The organism is Burkholderia sp. AU16741 (genome assembly GCF_002223345.1).
GTDB classification, from domain to species: Bacteria; Pseudomonadota; Gammaproteobacteria; order Burkholderiales; family Burkholderiaceae; genus Burkholderia; species Burkholderia sola.
This window is the reverse complement of sequence record NZ_NKEZ01000003.1, coordinates 1,292,574-1,307,257: the sequence shown is the minus strand read 5'-3', so window position 1 is coordinate 1,307,257 and position 14,684 is coordinate 1,292,574. Positions and strand designations below refer to the sequence as shown.

Sequence of the window (14,684 nt, the reverse complement as noted above, 5' to 3'; positions counted from 1 at the left end):
GCGGTAGCGACACCTGTCCGCTGAAGACCTTCGTTGCGGCGCTGTCGCGCGTGGCCGCTGCGCCCTGCACTCGGTGGCGCGCCGAGCCCTCGATGAGGCAAATGAAATGCATCTCGGAAAATCGTACAAGTTGTCGGAGTTCCTGATCTGGACACGCTGGAACCTCTACGCGCTTTTCGTCTTCGGGACTGTGCCGGTCATTTTGTACAAGTTCCTGTGCGTCACATGGTTGTCGATCCCGCTGACGATCGTGGTCTCCTCGGAACCGCGACGTCGTTCATCGTCGGCTTCAAGAATGTCCAGACGTACAACCGCGCCACGGACGCGCTGGACATCTGGACCGAAATCGTGGGCAAGAGCCGTCGCTGGGGCCAACTCGCGCGACCACACGATCATCGCGTTATAGGAACGCGAGCGGATCGATATCCGCGACGCCACCGTGGCCGTCGAAGTCACGTTCGGTCGTGATTCGATGGATGGCGGATATGCGCTGATCGCCAATCTCACCGTCCGCATGCCGGGTATCGACCGGCAGTTCGCTGAACGTCTTGTCCGCGGCACGGAACGCCTGTGCCCCTATACGAAGATGGTGCGACAGGGAATCCGCAGCGTCCTCGCCGTGTCGGTGTGACTGAATCTCGCCGGCATACGTGGCGCACGATTGGTGCCGAAGCGACAACAGAGTGCAGGCGCGCCCGGTACTACTGCCCCGCGGGAGCCGCGATTACGATGGTTGCCACGCGGGTCGTGCGATCGATCGCGATACGCAGGGCCGGAAGTATCCATGTCCACAAATCAGGAGAACGGATCATGACGCAACGTATCAACTACTTTCAGCAATCGCCGGAATTCACCAAGAAACTCGTCGAGCTCGACGGGTTGTTTCAAAAGACGACGATCGAAGCGCCGGTCCGCGAGCTCGTCGAGATGCGCGCATCACAACTGAACGGCTGCGCGTTCTGCGTCGACATGCACGTCAAGATGGCCCGGATCCACGGCGAGCGCGAGCTGCGCATGCATCACGTCGCGATCTGGCGCGAGTCGACGCTCTTTTCGCCGCGCGAACGCGCCGCGCTCGCATGGACCGAAGCGCTGACGCAGCTTTCGTCGGATGGCTTGCCGGACGATCTCTACGAACGCGTGCGTACCCACTATTCCGAAAAGGAGCTGTCGGATCTGACCTTCCTCGTCGGTGCGATCAACTGCTGGAACCGGCTGAATGTCGCGTTCCGGATCGTGCCCGGATCGTTCGACAAGACGTTCGGGCTCGACAAGGCCAACCTGGAGTAACGACATGAAACGCAACATGCTCGCACTTGCACCGCTCGCACTGTCGCTGCTGATGCCCGTTCAGCCGGCTGCCGCCGCGCCGCACGCGACCGTTACAACGCTGACCACGGAGCCGTTGCCCGAGTATCCGGGCAAGGAGGTCGAGATGATCGTCGTGGATTATCCGCCCGGCAGCGTCGATCCCGTTCATCGTCACGACGCGCACGCATTCGTCTATGTGCTGGACGGCAGCATCGTGATGGGCCTGAATGGCGGGAAGGAGGTTACGCTCCATGCCGGCGATACGTTCCACGAAGGCCCGAAAGACCTGCACACGGTGGGCCGAAATGCCAGCAGCACGAAGCCGGCAAGATTCGTCGTGTTCCTGATCAAGAACAAGGGCGCGCCGGTCCTCACGCCGGTGAATTAGCGCAATCGTCGTCGAGGCCCGGCAACGCCGGGCCGTTTCCCCGGTTTTGGTCGAGCGAATGTGTCGCGATCGCGCGCGACCCAGGTCGTAATTCTTGACCATGCCGTTCTGTTCAGATTGCCCAACTTAATCAATAGGATTATTGAAGATGAGCGCAAAAATCCGCAATGTGCAGCCGGTCACCGCCAACCTTGGAAAAGGCGGATCGGGCGAACTCGTATCTTCCCGCTATGCCGTGCGCGTGGGCGACGTCGACGTCGTGTTGATTAGCGACGGCGTTTTGCCGCTGCCGACGTCCACCATGTCGACCAACGTGAGCGAAACCGACCGCAACGAATGGTTCGACGGTCGTTTCCTCCAGCGCGACATGTTCGACTGGGCACTGAACATCGCGCTCGTGCGTAGCGGCGAACGCCTGATCCTGATCGACTCGGGCGTGGGTGACGGATTCGAATACTTCTCGCGCGCCGGTCGGTCGGTGATGCGTCTGGAAGCGGCCGGCATCGACCTGGCGGCGATCACCGATATCGTGATTACACATATGCACATGGATCATGTCGGCGGACTGAACGTCGATGGCGTCAAGGCCAAGCTGCGCCACGACGTGCGCATTCACGTGTCGGCCCCGGAAATTGAATTCTGGAAAAACCCCGACTTCAGCAAGACGGTGATGCCGGAAGCGGTACCTCCCGCGCTGCGCAAGGCTGCTGCAAAGTTCGTGGAACTCTATCGCGAGAACATCGCGCAGTTCGATCGGACCGTGGAAGTCGCCGCGGGCGTGTCGGCCCGCGTGACGGGTGGTCACACGCCGGGACACTGCGTCGTGGACATCACGTCCAACGGCGAGAAACTCACGTTCGTGGGTGATGCGATTTTCGAAGTCAACTTCGACAATCCCGATTGGCAAAATGGCTTCGAGCATGATCCTGAAGGCGCTATCGACGTGCGTATGGCGTTGCTCAACGAAGCGGCTGAAACCGGCGCACTGCTGGCCGCGGCGCATGTCGCGTTCCCTTCCATCGGTCACATTGCAAGGCGCGGTGAAGGTTTTCGCTTCGTGCCGGTGCAGTGGGACTACTGATCGATACTCGACTCTCGACCATCGTCGTATAGGTGGCCTTGACGGTTGCCGGAGAACTGCCGCGAGCTCACATGACTCGCGGCGGTTTTTTCGTCAATAGTCGCCGGCACGAGCGACGATCGAATCGACTGAAAGTCCTGCCAGCGGCGTTGCAGCGAAAGCAACATCGTGGTTCGCGAATCTGCCTTCCGACGCGAATCGCTACACGATACGGTTGATGCCGGCGTACTGAACTCCTACCCTTCAACGGAGCACATCATGCGATCGAGGATTTTATTTCCCGCGCTGCTATGCACTTCAGCAGCACTAGCGGTCATCCCGGCGACAGCCGGCGCGGCGCCGTTCACCATCAGGGTCGATGACCTCAGTCACGGACACTTCACGAACGAACATGTGTACGGAGGTTTTGGCTGTCACGGTCGGAACGTTTCGCCGCGCATTTCGTGGACTCACGTTCCGCGCGGCACGAAGAGCATCGTCGTGACAATTTTCGACCCCGATGCGCCGACCGGCGGCCTCGGCTGGACTCACTGGGCGATCGTCAATATTCCGCCTTCGACGTCGTCGATCGAAAAAGGCGCTTCCGGCAATCCGACGTTCTTGCCGGCGGGCGCGGTCGAGACGTTGACGGACTTTGGCGAATCCAGATACGGTGGGCCCTGCCCGCCTGAGGGGGCATCGCATCGATATGTCGTGACGGCGTCGGCCCTGGACGTGGCAAAAATTGACGTGGCGTCGGCGGCGAGTCCTGCGCTCGTCGCCTATCAGATGCACGGGAAAGTCATCGCTCAGGCCAAGTACGTCGCCAGATATCGTCGCGCCTTGACTGACGATTGATGGGGGCAATTACGCGGGGCGATCGGCTGCGTCGATACCCAATCTGGAAAGACTGGGCATGTCGACGGAACCTGGACTCATCACATTGGCCCCGATACCGCGCGCTTTGAATTCGAGCGCCCAACTGCGAGCGAAAGCTTCGAATACTTTCGCACGGGAGCCGGCCATGCAGCCTGCCGGATGGGTGACACCGACGATGCGCGAACTGCACCGATTCAAGGTCATTCGCCGGAACTAGAAATTGCGTGCGACGCCGACCATGAACATGTCCTGATCCTTGTCGTTGCCGGTTGCGACACGATTGAAGCGCAAGCTTGCCGCCCAATCGTTCGTGATCTGATAAGCCACTTGCGCGCTGAGCAACGCATTGAGTCGTGTCGTGCCCGAAACATCGTTCCGATCCCGCGACAGATACGGACCGACGCCTGCCGAAAGCGTCCATTTGCTCCTGATCGGCGCGACGTACCACAATTGCGCGGCCACGCCGCGTCGGCCGGCAACGCCATTGTTGCCTTCATAGATGAAGCTCGCCGAATAGGCCCACGCATTGCCGAGCGGCCGCTTGACTTCGACCATGTATCCCTTCTCGATCGGCACTTGAGGACGGTTCGTCTGCGACGTCCCGGCCCAAACGCCGACCTGCGTCTTGCCGTCCGAAAACGCCGGGCCCGGATCGCCGCCGAAATCCGAGCCGATACCGAAGAGCACCGCGTCGGAATTGAATCCGCCGATCATCTGGACGTGGTTGTACTGCAGCTTGAGGAAGAAGCGGTTGGGAACGACGTAATACCGCACCGCTGCCGACGCGCGTACGCCCCAGCGCTTGTCGTTGCGTGGCTGGCCGTCGACATGCGTCGTGTCCATGCTGAAATACGGGCCCGCCGAAAATTCGAGCGCCACACGACTGCCGACCGGCCAACGAAACGAACCCAGGGCGGCAAAACCGTCACGGTGGTGATCCAGCGGATGCCCCTCGTTCAAATATGCAAGGTAGACGGAGAGGTAGTCATTCAAGACGTCGCCGAAGCCGACTTCGTACGCACGCCAATGCATGTCGCCGCCCTCGGTCGCGCGTCCGCCGCCATACACCGCATAGACGTTGAGCGTTCTCCCGGATGGTTGGGGCCCGCTCGGCGAGCGCGAAGGACCCTCCTCGGCGTGCGCGTGTCCCGGCCCCGACAGTATCGTCAGACCAGCGATCGAGCTTGCGAGGACGAAGCGCGAACAGATGCGACGGCACTTTCCCATTTGGACACCCCCACCCTGGTCAGCACGATTTACTGGAAAAGCTGATAGCGATTATAGGCGGCGTCCGATCAGGCGGAGGACGTGCAGCGAGGCTGAAATGCGACATATCGCCGATCCCGCCAAACCGCTCATTCACCCTGCAACTACCACTACTGCCAGTACCTGCGCTGTCCCTGCCCCCTTAACCTTGTCGTCATCGCTGGCGCGCCGTCGAAGGCCGCGCCGCTTCGACCGGAGACAGGACAGATGCCATTCGACTGGACACAGGAACAGCACGCGACGCTTGCGCGGTTTCGCGAGATCGGCGCGGGGATCGCCGCCGCCGTGGAGCAGGACGGCCGCGCCCCCGCCGCATTCGACGAAGCCGGCTGGACGCGGCTCGGGCACGAAGGGCTGTGGGACATGATCGTGCCCGAGACGTATGGCGGAGACGGTCACGGCTGGTGGCATTTTTCCGCGGCGCTCGAAGGGCTTGCGTCGTCGATCCGCCGCCCGGCGCTGCTGCTGTCGGTGATCGCGCAGGCCGGCATGGTGCGCGCACTCGAGCGCCATGGCACGGCGGCGCAGCAGGACCGCTATTTCGGCGCGATCCTGCGTGGCGAACTGAGCGCGACCGCGATTGCCGAGCCGGGCACCGGCACCGACGTACGCAGCATTGCGACGACGCTCGCCGAGCACGGCGACGGCTACCGGTTGACCGGCAGCAAATTCAATATCGCGCATGCGCCGCTTGCGCGTTTCATCCTCGTCGTCACGCGCATCGAAACGCCGGGCCGGCGCAATACCGCGCTCGTGATCGTCGATCGCGACCAGCCGGGCATGACGGTGGCCGCGCCCGACCGCAAGCTCGGCCTCGAAGACCTGCCCACCGGCGCGCTGCATTTCGACGACTGTCCGATCGCGCGCGGCCAGTTGCTCGGCGAACCGGGCGCCGGGCTCGGCAACCTGATCGACATCATCTCGCTCGGCCGTCTCTATTACGGCCTCGTCGCGGCCCAGGTGACGGCGCCCTATCTGCGCGATGCGATCGGCTATTGCCGCGAGCGACGCAGCTTCGACAGCACGATCGATGCCCACCAGTACGTGCAGCGCCGCCTCGTCGACCTGCGGATCGGCATCGAGCGCGGCACGTGGCTCGCGCGCGGCGCGCTCGCGCAGTTGCTGACGGATCACCCGCAGGCGTTGATGACGTGCTCGATCGCGAAGCTGGTCGGCGCGCAGGATCTCGTCGACGGCGCGATCGGTCTCGTGCGGCTGTACGGCAGCCTCGGCTATCAGGCCGGGCCCGTGGCCGCGTTCGCGTCGGACGCGCTCGGCTTCATGAGCGTCGGCGGCACCGAGGAAATGCATCGCAAGAACATCTTCAACCAGATGATGCGCGCCGGCTGAGTGCCGCGCCATCGCCACGCGCTCCACGCGCCCTACAGGAAACCACGCATGACACCGACGAACCGACGCCCTTCCCGCCTGCGCCGCTCCTGGCTGTTTCTCGCCGGCGCCGATCACGATGCGCTCGTTGAAGGCACCGCGAGCGGCGCGGATGTGCTGATCCAGGAACTGGAAACCTTCACCCCTCCCGACCGGCGCCCGGCCGCGCGCGAACTGAGCGAGCGCGTGCTCGCGGGCTGGCGCGACGCCGGCGTGCTGGCGTCCGTGCGCGTGAACCCGCTCGACGCGGGCGGCATCGACGACCTGCGCGCCGCGATGCGCGGCCGCCCGGACATCGTGATGATGTCGTACGTGGCGACGCCCGAGCAGGTCGTCGCGCTCGACGAGGCCGTCACGCGCTTCGAGCGCGAATACGACATCGCGCCGGGCTCGACCGAACTGGTGCCGAACGTCGAGACGACGCTCGGCCTCGTGAACACGATGGCGATCGCGCGCTCGAGCCCGCGCGTGTCGGCCGTGCTCGTCGCGACCGAGGACATGGTGGCCGACATGTGCGCGGAACGCACCCGTGCGGGCCGCGAGCTCGACTACGTGCGCTCGCGCTTTCGTGTCGAATGCGCGGCGGTCGGCGTGACCGCGATCGACTGCCCGTACAGCTATGCCGACAACGAAGGCGCGGAACTCGACATGCGCGTGTCGCGCGGCCTCGGCTACCAGGCGAAGGCGATCGTCAACGCGCAGTTCGTGCCGGTCGTCAATCGCGTGCTGACGCCGACGGCCGATGAAGTCGCCGTCGCCCGCCGCGTGATCGACGCATTCGATCACGCGCGGCGTACCTCCGGCGGCCGCCGCGTGGCCGCCGCCGTCGTCGACGGCTTCCTCGCGGAAGTCCCCGACTATCTCGCCGCGCATCGGCTGATCGCCCGCGCGACGCAATTCGGCATCGCATGAGTGTCGCCATGGATACGATCGCCACGCGCCTGAAGGCGCTGAAAACCCTCGCGTATGCCGCACCGCACGTGCCGGCCGACAACTGGGCCGATACGCCGCACGCGCAGTTCGAACGCTGGCTTGACGAGGCCGTGACCGCGGGCGCGCTCGAACCGCAGGTGAGCACGCTGTCGACGGTCCACCCGGACGGACGGCCCGATGCACGTTCCGTCGTGCTGCTGAACCTCGACGCTCGCGGCTGGCATTTCGCGGCGAACGCGCGCAGTCCCAAGGGGCGCCAGCTCGCGAACCGGCCGTTCGCGGCGCTGACGTTCTACTGGCCCGCGATCGCGAGCCAGATCCGGCTGAGCGGCCCGGTCGAGCGGTTGCCGGACGCCGAAGGCCATGCCGATTTCGCGAGCCGCCCCGAGCGGTCGCGCGCGAGCATCCTGGCCGGACGGCAAAGCGAACGGCTCGACGATCCGGCCGACCTGACGCGTGCGATCGACGCGCAGCTCGAACGGCTGGCCGCCGATCCGGCGCTCGTGTCGGCCGATTGGCACCTGTATGCGCTGGCACCCGACGAAGTCGAGTTCTGGCGGGCCGACAGTTCGCGCCGGTTCGCGCGGCAGGCTTATCGTCGCGCCGGCGAGCACTGGGAGCGGTGTGCGCTATGGCCGTGACGCCTGACGAACCGCCGTCGCCGTCGTGCGACAGCGCGCACGACCGCCTGCACGACGACACGCGGCTCGCGCACGCGGGCCGCGACAGCGCCGCGTGGCACGGCTTCGTCAATCCGCCCGTGTACCACGCGTCGACCGTGCTCAGCCCGACGGTGTCGGATCTGCTGAACCGCACGCAGCCGTATATCTACGGCCGTCGCGGCACGCCGACGACGGACGCGCTCGAGCGCGCGGTGACGAGCCTCGAAGGCGGCGCCGGCGCGGTGCTGTGCCCGTCGGGCCTGTCCGCATGCACGCTCGCGTTGCTGTCGTGCCTGAAGCCCGGCGACCATCTGCTGATGACCGCATCGGTGTACGGCCCGGTGCGTCACGCATGCGAAGGCGTGCTGGCGCGGCTCGGCGTCGAGACGACGTGGTACGACGGCAGCACGCCGGTCGCCGCCGCGTTTCGTCCGAACACGCGCGCACTGTACGTCGAGGTGCCCGGCTCCTACACGTTCGACATGCACGACATCCCTGCCCTCGTCGGGCTCGCGCATGCACACGGCGCGCAGGTCATCGCGGACAACAGCTGGGCCACGCCGCTGTTCTTTCAGCCGCACGCGTTCGGGATCGACGTGTCGATCCAGGCCGGCACCAAGTATCTGGTCGGGCACTCGGATGCGATGCTCGGCACGGTCTCGGCCAACGCGCGCGCATGGCCCGCGCTGAAGCAACTGCATGGCGATCTCGGACTGTGCGCGGGCCCCGACGACGTGTATCTCGCGCTGCGCGGGTTGCGCACGCTCGGCGTGCGGTTGCGGCAGCACCAGCGCAACGCGCTCGCGGTCGCGAGCTGGCTCGAGCGGCGTCCCGAGGTGCAGCGCGTGCTGTATCCGGCGTTGCCGGGCGACGACGGCCACGCGCTGTGGCGCCGCGATTTTCGCGGCGCGTCCGGGTTGTTCTCGGTCGTGCTGCAGCCGGCGCCCGCGCACGCGATCGACGCGTTTCTCGATCACCTGGCGTTGTTCGGGCTCGGCTATTCGTGGGGCGGCTACGAGAGCCTCGCGCTGCCGTTCGAGCTGGATGCGCACGGCCTCGCGGCGCGCTGGCCGTCCGGCAGCCGCGGCGTGCGCCTGCACATCGGCCTCGAGGATGCGGGCGACCTGATCGCCGATCTTGCGGCGGGCCTCGACCGCTACGCGGCATGCGCGTCGATCGCCGCCTGCGAGGATGCCGCGCGATGCTGACCGTCTGGGGCCGCCGCACGTCGTTCAACGTGCAGAAGGTGTTGTGGCTCATCGGCGAGCTCGGCCTGCCTTACCGGCATATTGCGGTCGGCGGCGAGCACGGCTCGCTGCAGACGCCCGCGTTCGCGGCGCTGAATCCGACCTGCCGGATTCCGGTGATCGACTGGGACGGCGACGTCGTGTGGGAGTCGCACACGATCCTGCGTTATCTGGCCGCGCGCGTGCCGAACAATCCGTTCTGGTGCCGCGACACGTTCGCCCGTTCCCGCGCGGAGCGCTGGATGGACTGGTCGCAGACCGCGCTCGAACCCGACGTGATGACCGGGTTGTTCTGGGCACTCGTGCGAACGCCGCCGGAGCGGCGCGACGACGCGATCGTGCTCGACAAGGCCGCACGCAGCGCGACGCATTACCGGCTGCTCGACCGGCTGCTGTCGACCCAGCCGTTTCTCGGTGGCGCGTCGCCGGGCCTGGCCGACATCCCGGCCGGCGCGACGCTGTTCCGCTATTTTTCGCTCGACGTCGAGCGGCCGCCGTTGCCGCACGTCGAGGCCTGGTACGCCCGCCTGTGCCGACGGCCCGCCTACCGCGAACAGGTGATGGTGTCGTTCGACGCGTTGCGCGGCCAGCCGGGCTGACCTTCTACCGACCACACGACATGACGCACTTAGCCCTTCGTCCGATCCTGATCGTGCTGCATCGCGAGCAGTCGAGCCCCGGCCGGATCGGCCGGCTGCTCGCCGCCCGCGGCCATCCGCTCGACATCCGCCGCCCGCCGCTCGGCGATCCGTTGCCGGCGACGCTCGCCGACCATGCGGGCGCCGTGGTGTTCGGCGGCCCGATGAGCGCCAACGACGGCGATCGCTGGATCCGCGACGAGATCGACTGGATCGGTGTGCCGCTGCGCGAGGCGGCGCCGTTTCTCGGCGTCTGCCTCGGCGCGCAGATGATGATTCGCCACCTGGGCGGCCGCGTGAACGCGCATCGCGACGGGCGCGCGGAAATCGGCTACTGGCCGATCGCCGCGACGCCAGCCGGCCGGCGGCTCGGTTCATGGCCGTCGCACGTGTACCAGTGGCATCGCGAGGGCTTCGAGCGCGTGGCCGGGCTCGAGATCCTCGCGACCGGCGAGCATTTCGAGAACCAGGCGGTTCGTTACGGGCCGCGCGCGTACGGCGTCCAGTTCCATCCGGAAGTGAGCTATCCGATGATGCGGCGCTGGAGCACCGCGGCCGCGCACAAGCTGACGGCGCCCGGCGCGCAGGATCTGGCGACGCAGGCCAGCGAAGGCCACCGGCACGATCGCGCGACGGCCGCGTGGCTCAGCGCGTTTCTCGACCGCTGGCTCGACGAGACGCCGGCATCAGCGTCAGGTCGGCACCGTCACGTCGGAGATGCTGATCAGCCCCCACTCGACCGCGCGCAGCACGGCTTCGTGCCGACGTGACACGTTGAACTTGCGGCGGATGTTCATGAAGTGGAAGTTGATGCACGACTCGGTCACGTTCAGGATGTGGCCGATTTCCCACGAGGTCTTGCCGGCCGCATGCCAGCGCAGGCATTCGACTTCCCGCCGGCTGAGGCGCGGCACGCTGTCGGGCGGTGTGTGGCAGCGCGTGCCCGCGATCGCTTCGCAGGCGATGTCGCGCAACAGCGTGAGCGCCGCCAGATGCCGGTCGCAGCGCTCGCGCGTGGCGGCGAGATCGTCCGCGCTCGCGCACGACAGCATGCCGACCTCCCCCTTCGGGCCGCGCACGGGCAGCACGACGCCGCTGCGCATGCCGTACGCGGCCGCCGCTTCGTAGCATGGCCGTTGCCCGGCCAGCCCGAACAGCGTGTCGTCCCAGACGAGCGGCAGCGCCGAGCGGAAGCAATGTTGCAGCGTCGGATCGATGCGGTCGAACTGCCGCTGCCGGTACAGCGCCGTCCAGCCCGGCACGCCGCTACTCCACTTGCGCGCGAGATCGAACGATGCGCCGGTAAACGGCAACACGATCAGCACGACCTTGTCGAATCCCATGCCGGCGGCCGCGTCGGTCATCCGCTGCCATGACGCATCCGTGTCGCCGGGTACCAACCATTTCAGGCAATCCAGTCCTTTCATACAAGCCACCCCGTTTATTAGCTGGAATCTGCAATCAGGCGGACTTGCGCAACCGGTTCGAGGCGTTGCGCGCGAACGGGCCGCGCTAGACCGCCTCCGTCAAGCGTCGCCGACCCGCCTGCTTCGCGTCGTCGAGCGAAGCCGTCACGTCGAACGGAATCCCGAACGCCTTTTCGATGCCGGCCGCGTTGGCGATGGCCGCTTCACGCTCGCGCGGGTCCGGTTCGACCGACACGAGCGCGCGGCAAACCGCGGCGAGCGCGGCGCGGTTCTGCTTGAGCCACATGCCGCGCTCCTTGCGGTCGTCGTGCGGCTCGTCGGGGCGGGCCGGCGGAAAGATCATGACAAACGGCTCGCCGTGCCGCATCAGCGCGTGCATGTCGTCGAGCCAGCGCTGCGCGTAGCCGGCGGATGCGATTGCATCGTTGCGCACGACGACGAGCGGAAATTCCGTGACGTCGAACACGGCGAGCGCCGCCAGCGCGGACGGCGCGTTCTGAGCGTGGTGGGTAGGCATCGGGTCAATCTCCATCGAATTGAACAGCATGGGTCGGAACGGGCCGCGCGGCGCCCGCTTCATCGTTTCGCGGCGGCGCCGGGGCCGAACGGCGGGCGGGCGAGCCACACCACCGCGATCACGGCGAGATACACGCAGCCGAGCGCGAACGACACGTCGTTGAACGAAATCTGATATGCCTGCGCATCGACCAGGTTGCCGAGCAGCGTCGCCGCGCGTTGCGGATCGCCGCCGCCGAGCTGCGCGAGTTCGGCGCGAACGGCCGGATCGAACGTGCTCAGGTGTTCGCTGAGCTGCGCGTGATGCAGGATCGCGCGCCGGTCCCACAGGAACGACGTGATCGACACGGCGAAGCTCGCGCCGAGCGTGCGCAGGAACGTGGACAGGCCGGAGCCCGCGGCGATCTCGTCCGGCTTCAGGTCGGACAGCAGGATGCTGTTGATCGGCATGATGAACAGCGCGAGGCCGAGGCCCTGCAGCAGCTGGATCAGCGCGATGTGCGTGAAGTCGACGTCGGGCACGAAGCCCGCGCGCAGGAACGACGACGTGCCGAGGATCGCGAACGCGCAGCACACCAGCACGCGCATGTTGAAGCGCGGCGCGTACTTGCCCATGAACGGCGTCATCAGCACGGGGATCACGCCCATCGGCGCGACGGCCAGCCCGGCCCAGAACGCCGTATAGCCGAGCGTGCGCTGCAGCCATTGCGGCACGATCACGTTGACCGCGAAGAACGCCGAGTACGCGAGCACCAGCGTCAGCGTGCCGGCCGCGAAGTTGCGATGCGCGAACAGCCGCAGATTCACGATCGGGTTCGGCTCGTTGAGTTCCCAGATCAGGAACAGCGCGATCCCGAACGCGGCGACCACCGACATCACGACGATGAATGTCGAGTTGAACCAGTCGGCTTCGTTCCCCTTGTCGAGCACGATCTGCAGCGCGCCGACGCCGACGACGAGCGCGGCGAGACCGACGTAGTCGACACGCGCGGCGACCGTCGTCTCGACGCGCGCGCGCATCTGCGCGAACACGCACATCGCGGCGAACACGCCGATCGGCAGATTGATCAGGAACGCCCAGCGCCACGAATAATGTTCCGTCACCCACCCGCCGAACACGGGGCCCGCGATCGGCGCGACGACGGTCACCATCGCGATCATCGACAGCGCGAAGCCGCGCCGCTGCGGCGGGTAGATCGACAGCATCAGCGCCTGCGTGGTCGGGATCATCGGCCCGGCGACGAGGCCCTGCAGCGCGCGGAACGCGACGAGCTGCGGCAGGTTTTGCGCGAGGCCGCACAGCAGCGACGCGAACGTGAACGCCAGCGTCGCCCACACGAACAGCCGGACCTGCCCGACGCGCTTGACGAGAAACCCGGTCAGCGGCAATGCGATCGCATTGCTGACCGAGAACGTCGTGACGACCCATGCGCTCTGCGTCGTGCTGACGCCGAAGTTGCCGGCGATCGTCGGCAGCGACACGTTCGCGACGGTGCCGTCGAGCACCTGCATGAACACCGCGAGCGCGAGGCCGAACGTCGTCAGCGCGACGCTCGACGGACGAAAACCGGCGTCCGCGGCCGGCATCGGGCCGCTCATCGCACACGCTCCGTACGCGCGGCCGCCGGCAGGTTCGCATGCACGACGTCGGCGATCAGGCTGTCGGCGCGCGCGAGTTCGTCGCGGTACACGTCGGTCCGGAACACCGGCGTATCCTGCGCGCGATGCGACAGCATCGCACCGCTGCGGTCGTGCTGGTCGACGCGCGCATGCATCGACAGGCCGATGCGCAGCGGATGCGCGTCGAGTTGCGACGGGTCCGTCAGTTCGATGCGCACCGGCAATCGCTGCACGATCTTGATCCAGTTGCCGGTCGCGTTCTGCGCGGGCAGCAGCGAGAACGCGCTGCCGGTGCCGACGCCGAGGCTCTGCACGCGGCCCGTATAACGCACGGCGTCGCCGTACAGGTCGGCGCTCAGCTCGACCGGTTGGCCGATCCGCATGTGCTCGAGCTGCTTTTCGGTGAAGTTCGCGTCGACCCACAACTGGCGCAGCGGCACGACCGCGAGCAGCGGCACGCCCGGCGACACGCGCTGCCCGACCTGCACCGTGCGCTTCGCGACATAGCCGGTGACGGGCGCGACGATGTCGGTGCGCGCACGGGCCAGATAGGCGGCGCGCAGCCGCGACGCCGCGGCCTGAACGTCGGGATGCGACGCGACCGCGGTGTCGTCGACGAGCGCCTTGCTCGTCAGGTGCTGTTCGCTCAACGTCGCGAGCGCGCTTTGCGCGGCGGCGTACGCGCTTTGCGCGGACGTCAGCGTGTCGAGCGCATGCGCGAGCTCCTCGCGCGAGATCGCGCCGGAGCGGCCGAGATCCTCGCGGCGCCGGTAGTCGGCCTTCGCCTTGTCGAGCGCGGTGCGCCGCGCGTCGAGGTCGGCGCGTGCGCCGTCGATGCTGTTCGCGAGCCCGCGCTCGTTGCTGTACAGGCCGCGCACCTTGCGCACCGTGGCCGCGAGGTCCGCCTGCGCGGCCGCGAGCGCGATCTGCGCGTCGCTCGCGTCGAGACGGACGAGCGGCGTGCCGGCGCGAACGAGGTCGCCGTCGTCCGCGTCGATCGACACGACGGTGCCCGTCACCTGCGGCGTCAGCTCGACGACGTTGCCTTGCGCGTATGCGTTGTCGGTGGATTCGTACCAGCGGCCGACGAGCCCGTACCAGATGCCCCAGCCGACGATGCCGAGCGCGAACACGCCGACGAGCGCACGCACGAGATGCTTGCGTCGTGCGGGCGGCGGCGTGGCCGGTGCGGCGCCGCCGGGCGCCGGTTGCGTGCGGGCGTCCGACCCGCCTGGCGCGCGCGGCGCACCGGTGTGGTCGGCCGACGGGGGCTGCCGGGCAGTGGCGGGATCGGTGGTCGCGGGCCGCGCGGGAGTCTGCAAGGTGTTGTCGCTGCTCATGGTTCGAT

At 66.9% G+C, this 14,684-nt stretch carries 16 protein-coding genes and 1 pseudogene; 12 read left to right on the top strand and 5 right to left on the bottom strand.

The genetic code is table 11. The features are described 5' to 3' along the window. Positions 1 to 106: 106 nt before the first annotated feature. From CFB89_RS35260 to CFB89_RS08470, 6 genes and pseudogenes are all read left to right on the top strand, one after another. Positions 107 to 384 (top strand): annotated as a pseudogene (locus CFB89_RS35260) (multidrug transporter); the annotation flags it as partial. A gap of 55 nt (positions 385 to 439) precedes the next feature. Beyond that, the gene (locus tag CFB89_RS08490; RefSeq protein WP_256979609.1) at positions 440 to 631 is read left to right on the top strand and encodes a hypothetical protein; all 192 of its coding nucleotides are present in this window, start codon (positions 440 to 442) and stop codon (positions 629 to 631) included. 179 nt (positions 632 to 810) lie between these two features. Next, positions 811 to 1,290, top strand: coding sequence for a carboxymuconolactone decarboxylase family protein (locus CFB89_RS08485; RefSeq protein WP_089467481.1), 480 nt, complete (start codon positions 811 to 813; stop codon positions 1,288 to 1,290). A gap of 4 nt (positions 1,291 to 1,294) precedes the next feature. Beyond that, a complete protein-coding gene (locus CFB89_RS08480; RefSeq protein WP_089467480.1) occupies positions 1,295 to 1,699 on the top strand; it encodes a cupin domain-containing protein in 405 nt (134 codons plus the stop codon). Between the two features lie 148 nt (positions 1,700 to 1,847). Continuing rightward, positions 1,848 to 2,780 carry an MBL fold metallo-hydrolase gene (locus CFB89_RS08475; RefSeq protein ID WP_089467479.1) on the top strand — a complete coding sequence of 311 codons (933 nt, stop codon included), beginning with the start codon at positions 1,848 to 1,850 and terminating at the stop codon, positions 2,778 to 2,780. A 258-nt stretch (positions 2,781 to 3,038) separates the two neighbouring features. Further along, a complete protein-coding gene (locus tag CFB89_RS08470) occupies positions 3,039 to 3,617 on the top strand; it encodes a YbhB/YbcL family Raf kinase inhibitor-like protein (RefSeq protein ID WP_089467478.1) in 579 nt (192 codons plus the stop codon). 234 nt (positions 3,618 to 3,851) lie between these two features. Here CFB89_RS08470 and CFB89_RS08460 read toward each other — a convergent pair whose 3' ends face one another. Further along, positions 3,852 to 4,865, bottom strand: a complete 1,014-nt coding sequence (locus CFB89_RS08460) for a hypothetical protein (protein WP_089467477.1) — start codon at positions 4,863 to 4,865, stop codon at positions 3,852 to 3,854. A 246-nt stretch (positions 4,866 to 5,111) separates the two neighbouring features. Between CFB89_RS08460 and CFB89_RS08455 the strand changes: the two genes are divergently transcribed. Genes CFB89_RS08455 through CFB89_RS08430 form a run of 6 tightly spaced genes read left to right on the top strand, consistent with a single transcriptional unit; the run spans position 5,112 to position 10,543 of the window. Further along, entirely contained in the window at positions 5,112 to 6,254 is a 1,143-nt protein-coding gene (locus tag CFB89_RS08455; RefSeq protein WP_089467476.1) for an acyl-CoA dehydrogenase family protein, read from the top strand. Between the two features lie 48 nt (positions 6,255 to 6,302). Then, entirely contained in the window at positions 6,303 to 7,205 is a 903-nt protein-coding gene (locus CFB89_RS08450; protein ID WP_089467475.1) for a CoA ester lyase, read from the top strand. A gap of 8 nt (positions 7,206 to 7,213) precedes the next feature. Continuing rightward, a complete protein-coding gene (locus CFB89_RS08445) occupies positions 7,214 to 7,867 on the top strand; it encodes a pyridoxal 5'-phosphate synthase (protein WP_179233389.1) in 654 nt (217 codons plus the stop codon). Then, on the top strand, positions 7,858 to 9,096 hold the full coding sequence (metC, locus tag CFB89_RS08440; RefSeq protein WP_089467473.1) for a cystathionine beta-lyase: 1,239 nt from the start codon (positions 7,858 to 7,860) through the stop codon (positions 9,094 to 9,096). The genes CFB89_RS08445 and metC overlap by 10 nt, the downstream gene beginning before the upstream one ends. Continuing rightward, positions 9,090 to 9,734, top strand: coding sequence for a glutathione S-transferase family protein (locus CFB89_RS08435; RefSeq protein ID WP_089467963.1), 645 nt, complete (start codon positions 9,090 to 9,092; stop codon positions 9,732 to 9,734). The genes metC and CFB89_RS08435 overlap by 7 nt, the downstream gene beginning before the upstream one ends. 20 nt (positions 9,735 to 9,754) lie before the next feature. Beyond that, positions 9,755 to 10,543 carry a glutamine amidotransferase gene (locus tag CFB89_RS08430; RefSeq protein ID WP_089467472.1) on the top strand — a complete coding sequence of 263 codons (789 nt, stop codon included), beginning with the start codon at positions 9,755 to 9,757 and terminating at the stop codon, positions 10,541 to 10,543. Here the strand turns inward: CFB89_RS08430 and CFB89_RS08425 are convergent. The 4 genes from CFB89_RS08425 to CFB89_RS08410 form a co-directional block, all read right to left on the bottom strand. Beyond that, a complete protein-coding gene (locus CFB89_RS08425) occupies positions 10,466 to 11,200 on the bottom strand; it encodes an autoinducer binding domain-containing protein (protein ID WP_089467471.1) in 735 nt (244 codons plus the stop codon). The two genes, CFB89_RS08430 and CFB89_RS08425, sit on opposite strands and share 78 nt — an antisense overlap. An 85-nt stretch (positions 11,201 to 11,285) precedes the next feature. Further along, a complete protein-coding gene (locus CFB89_RS08420; RefSeq protein ID WP_089467962.1) occupies positions 11,286 to 11,717 on the bottom strand; it encodes a hypothetical protein in 432 nt (143 codons plus the stop codon). A 59-nt stretch (positions 11,718 to 11,776) separates the two neighbouring features. After that, positions 11,777 to 13,315 (bottom strand): DHA2 family efflux MFS transporter permease subunit, encoded by a 1,539-nt coding sequence (locus CFB89_RS08415; RefSeq protein WP_089467470.1) that lies wholly within the window; start codon positions 13,313 to 13,315, stop codon positions 11,777 to 11,779. After that, positions 13,312 to 14,676, bottom strand: coding sequence for an efflux RND transporter periplasmic adaptor subunit (locus CFB89_RS08410; RefSeq protein WP_089467469.1), 1,365 nt, complete (start codon positions 14,674 to 14,676; stop codon positions 13,312 to 13,314). Before CFB89_RS08410 ends, CFB89_RS08415 begins: the two co-directional genes overlap by 4 nt. Positions 14,677 to 14,684: the final 8 nt, after the last annotated feature.

Coding starts and splice junctions, on each gene's coding strand:
- CFB89_RS08410 (WP_089467469.1), bottom strand. CDS start 14,676: ATGAGCAGCGACAACACCTTGCAGACTCCCGCGCGGCCCGCGACCACC.
- CFB89_RS08470 (WP_089467478.1), top strand. CDS start 3,039: ATGCGATCGAGGATTTTATTTCCCGCGCTGCTATGCACTTCAGCAGCA.
- CFB89_RS08480 (WP_089467480.1), top strand. CDS start 1,295: ATGAAACGCAACATGCTCGCACTTGCACCGCTCGCACTGTCGCTGCTG.
- CFB89_RS08425 (WP_089467471.1), bottom strand. CDS start 11,200: ATGAAAGGACTGGATTGCCTGAAATGGTTGGTACCCGGCGACACGGAT.
- CFB89_RS08445 (WP_179233389.1), top strand. CDS start 7,214: ATGGATACGATCGCCACGCGCCTGAAGGCGCTGAAAACCCTCGCGTAT.
- CFB89_RS08475 (WP_089467479.1), top strand. CDS start 1,848: ATGAGCGCAAAAATCCGCAATGTGCAGCCGGTCACCGCCAACCTTGGA.
- CFB89_RS08455 (WP_089467476.1), top strand. CDS start 5,112: ATGCCATTCGACTGGACACAGGAACAGCACGCGACGCTTGCGCGGTTT.
- CFB89_RS08430 (WP_089467472.1), top strand. CDS start 9,755: ATGACGCACTTAGCCCTTCGTCCGATCCTGATCGTGCTGCATCGCGAG.
- CFB89_RS08460 (WP_089467477.1), bottom strand. CDS start 4,865: ATGGGAAAGTGCCGTCGCATCTGTTCGCGCTTCGTCCTCGCAAGCTCG.
- CFB89_RS08415 (WP_089467470.1), bottom strand. CDS start 13,315: ATGAGCGGCCCGATGCCGGCCGCGGACGCCGGTTTTCGTCCGTCGAGC.
- metC (WP_089467473.1), top strand. CDS start 7,858: ATGGCCGTGACGCCTGACGAACCGCCGTCGCCGTCGTGCGACAGCGCG.
- CFB89_RS08485 (WP_089467481.1), top strand. CDS start 811: ATGACGCAACGTATCAACTACTTTCAGCAATCGCCGGAATTCACCAAG.
- CFB89_RS08420 (WP_089467962.1), bottom strand. CDS start 11,717: ATGCCTACCCACCACGCTCAGAACGCGCCGTCCGCGCTGGCGGCGCTC.
- CFB89_RS08450 (WP_089467475.1), top strand. CDS start 6,303: ATGACACCGACGAACCGACGCCCTTCCCGCCTGCGCCGCTCCTGGCTG.
- CFB89_RS08435 (WP_089467963.1), top strand. CDS start 9,090: ATGCTGACCGTCTGGGGCCGCCGCACGTCGTTCAACGTGCAGAAGGTG.